3 protein-coding genes are annotated in these 2,975 nt (G+C 56.0%); all 3 read left to right on the top strand.

The window, feature by feature from the left end; translation table 11 throughout:
• The first annotated feature begins 71 nt into the window (after positions 1–71).
• From BM100_RS22110 to BM100_RS22100, 3 genes are read left to right on the top strand one after another with little or no spacing between them, the layout of a single operon-like run.
• Positions 72–470 (top strand): TIGR03757 family integrating conjugative element protein, encoded by a 399-nt coding sequence (locus tag BM100_RS22110; protein ID WP_092514954.1) that lies wholly within the window; start codon positions 72–74, stop codon positions 468–470.
• Positions 467–1,435 carry a TIGR03756 family integrating conjugative element protein gene (locus BM100_RS22105; protein ID WP_092514952.1) on the top strand — a complete coding sequence of 323 codons (969 nt, stop codon included), beginning with the start codon at positions 467–469 and terminating at the stop codon, positions 1,433–1,435. Before BM100_RS22110 ends, BM100_RS22105 begins: the two co-directional genes overlap by 4 nt.
• 13 nt (positions 1,436–1,448) lie before the next feature.
• Positions 1,449–2,885: an integrating conjugative element protein gene (locus tag BM100_RS22100; protein WP_092514951.1), complete on the top strand. Its 1,437-nt coding sequence runs from the start codon at positions 1,449–1,451 to the stop codon at positions 2,883–2,885.
• Positions 2,886–2,975: the final 90 nt, after the last annotated feature.

Below are 2,975 nucleotides of genomic sequence, written 5' to 3'. Positions count from 1 at the left end.
GAATTGTTTGCTGATTTTTGTTCCTATTTTCTTCACGCTGTTCCGATGTTTTGTGGCATGGAAAGGACACGATGAAAAAAACGGGTTTACTGTTCTTAGCGGGCTGGATGGTATCTCTGTCCTCAGGGGCCAAAACGGTGGTGTACACTGACCGTCAGCATCCACCGGTGAATCTGACGCCGAACTGCCAGGTAGTCTGGCTGGATGCGGCTGAACAGTATCAGAAAAAAATCTTCCCTCAACTTTCCACTGATCCCCAGCAGGCAACTCTTCAGGCACAGGCTGTACTGCAATCGCCCCAATGGCGTGAACAGGAACAGTTGCTTATCAACGCCTACCGAGAGGTGGTTGAGGCCTGGCAGCTGGGGGTACGTCAGTACCCGGCGGTGGTCTTTAATGGCCGTGATGTGGTGTATGGCACCGCGGATGTGGCCAAAGCAGCAGCGCTCAGGGAGCAACACCCATCATGAATCCGTCACGCGTTGCTTTTCCTGTGCTCATCACGTTGGTTGCGGCGTTTTCGCCGGCCACACTAGCTGCCATTAATACCGCCCAAATCGTGGCAAGCAGTTTCTCACCTGCCTGCATTCAGTGGCGGGTTAGTGGTATTTGTTACTGGTTGTTCTGTTCATGGCACGGCTGTACGGTAAAAACCTCGGTCAAAGTGACCCATTTCCTGCCGCAAACAGTGATTTCTACCTATCATAGCCCCGGTGGCAATCCGTGGTCTGACATGGCGCAAATCAGCGCCTTATCCGGCGGGCTGGAAAATACCGTGACAGGAGCCTTATCCCATCTGACCAACGGTGGAGGAAATCACACGATTCAGGTAGCCGGAAAGCGCAGTACTCATCTGCGTTTCAAATACGCCGATGCCATCGGGCATCCCGCTACCACCCTGCTAGGCGGGCAAATTCCGGGCTATTCCTGCAAAAGTGCGGCCACACCGCTGATGCCTTATTTTCTCAGCACACTGGATACGGTGGCGTGGCGCAGCGGGTTGCCGGAGTCATTTTATCCAGAAGCCCTTATCCCTGGTCAGCGGGAACTGGGTAGCCAGATGCGTGGCACGATGTGGGGCAATCTCTACCCGCGTGCCGGCTTTGTTACGCAGGCGGATGATGATAAAGCCTCAGCAGTGGTGGCGCAGCGGGTGGCAGACATCATTACTCGTACCGGGCAGCCCCATGTTTATCAGCCGTTGACCGGGCAACGCCGTGACGGCTATTGGCCACCGGCGCCAGTGACGGAAAATACCGGCATGAAGAATCATCAGTGGCAGCGGTTATCGCCACAGTTAAGTCAGTCTTGTGCCGTGTTTCCGGATGGCAGTCATACCGCCGCGACAGACGGTAATCAGGCGTATGCCTTGTGGCAGCCCTACAGCTGCTGCAAGCGGCGCGGACAGCGTTTTCTCAGCAGCACGGATATGTGAATCAGGAGGTCGGATGACGACAAGAAACGCCGTATGGCTGGCTGTAGGCGCAATAATACTTGCTCCGATACAGTCCCATGCCACCGGGCTGTCCCTCACCTTACCGCAGGTGAATCGAAGTGCCCTGGGCTACGGGGCAGAGGCCAGCGGGGCGGTCTCCGATACGCTGTTTTATACGCTGGGAGGCGGCTCGGTGATTTCGGAACCGGCCAGTCGTGGTGGTTCAACCATGCTGGCCGGTTTGGAGCTGGGTTGGAGTTCGGATTTGATGTGCGGCAATTTTGACCTGAAAACCACGATCAGCAACCAGCTCAACGGCATCACGGCGGGATTCAAGAACCTGATGAGCGATGTGGTTCAGGGGGCCACAGGTGCCGTTGCCAGTCTCCCGGCCATGATAATTCAGCGAGCCAATCCGGGGTTGTATGACATGCTGACCAACGGGGTATTGCAGGCTAATGTGGCGTTTGATAAAGCCCAGTTCAACTGCCAGAACATGGCGAAAAGAATGATGGATTTTGCGCAGAACAACAAATGGAGCCAATCGGCGGCGTTGCAGGAGTACAAAAATCAGGTCAACGGCGGGGATGGCGATGCGGTGCGTGTCAACAATGCCGGCACCAAAGCGACCGGCGCTGGCGGGCACGCGTGGATTGGCGGGCAACGACAGGGCGGAAAAGGGCAGAATGCCATTCGTCCGACCCGTGATTTAGCCAGTGCCGGCTTTAATATGATGAATCAGTTGCCGGTACTGAGCCAATCGTCGGTCAGCACCTTCAATTGTGAAGGCAGTGCCTGCCGTAAATTCAGCACAGCACGGGAAGCGGCCGAAGCGGTGGTCAGTGTACTGGGCGACCGGGCCATCCGTACCTGCGCGCAAGCCACAGAATGCAGCAGCGGGGGTGAGCAACACCAGCCGGGAACGACGGTCGCGGGAACGGGGTTTGCCCCGATGCTGGAAGCCCATACCAAAACGAACGCCGAACAACTGGTGAAACTGGTCAGCGGCACGGAGAAACCCACGCGGGCGAATCTCACCAAACTGAAAACCGGCAGTCTGGCCGTAACGCAAGGTGTTATCCAGGCGTTGCAGCGTGATCCCGACAGGGCTGCACTGACTGCACGTCTGGCGGGGGAGCTGGCGATGAGTGAGACTATTGAAACCGCGTTACTGATGCGCCGGATGCTGAACACCGGCATGTCCGAACCCAATGCGGCAGCACAATCGGAAGCGCTGGCAGAAGGTGAGCGCCGGATTGCCGCACTGGACAGGGAAATTAATGCCCTGAAAAATGAAATGGAGCTGAAGCAGGCTCTTTCCCGTAATTCCATTCTGACCATTATTGAGCGTGATACGCAGCGTATTCACGCTCATCCGCAAAAACAGGTCGCGGACAGTCAGGATGCCCGTTTTTATCAGTTGGAAGCCCCCAACCGTGAGCGCAGGTAAGTTCGATGATGGCAGAGAAACGTGCAAGATTAAAACGAGGCATCGGATTATCACTGATTATCGCTTTGGTGATGGCTGTGACATTAGGAA

This window comes from Xenorhabdus mauleonii (assembly GCF_900113945.1).
GTDB classification, from domain to species: Bacteria; Pseudomonadota; Gammaproteobacteria; order Enterobacterales; family Enterobacteriaceae; genus Xenorhabdus; species Xenorhabdus mauleonii.
The sequence above is the reverse complement of the archived record's forward strand: the minus strand, read 5'-3'. Positions and strand labels throughout refer to the sequence as shown.

Bases quoted from the DNA above. Each gene is read 5' to 3' on its own strand.
- BM100_RS22110 (WP_092514954.1), top strand. From the start codon at position 72: ATGAAAAAAACGGGTTTACTGTTCTTAGCGGGCTGGATGGTATCTCTG.
- BM100_RS22105 (WP_092514952.1), top strand. From the start codon at position 467: ATGAATCCGTCACGCGTTGCTTTTCCTGTGCTCATCACGTTGGTTGCG.
- BM100_RS22100 (WP_092514951.1), top strand. From the start codon at position 1,449: ATGACGACAAGAAACGCCGTATGGCTGGCTGTAGGCGCAATAATACTT.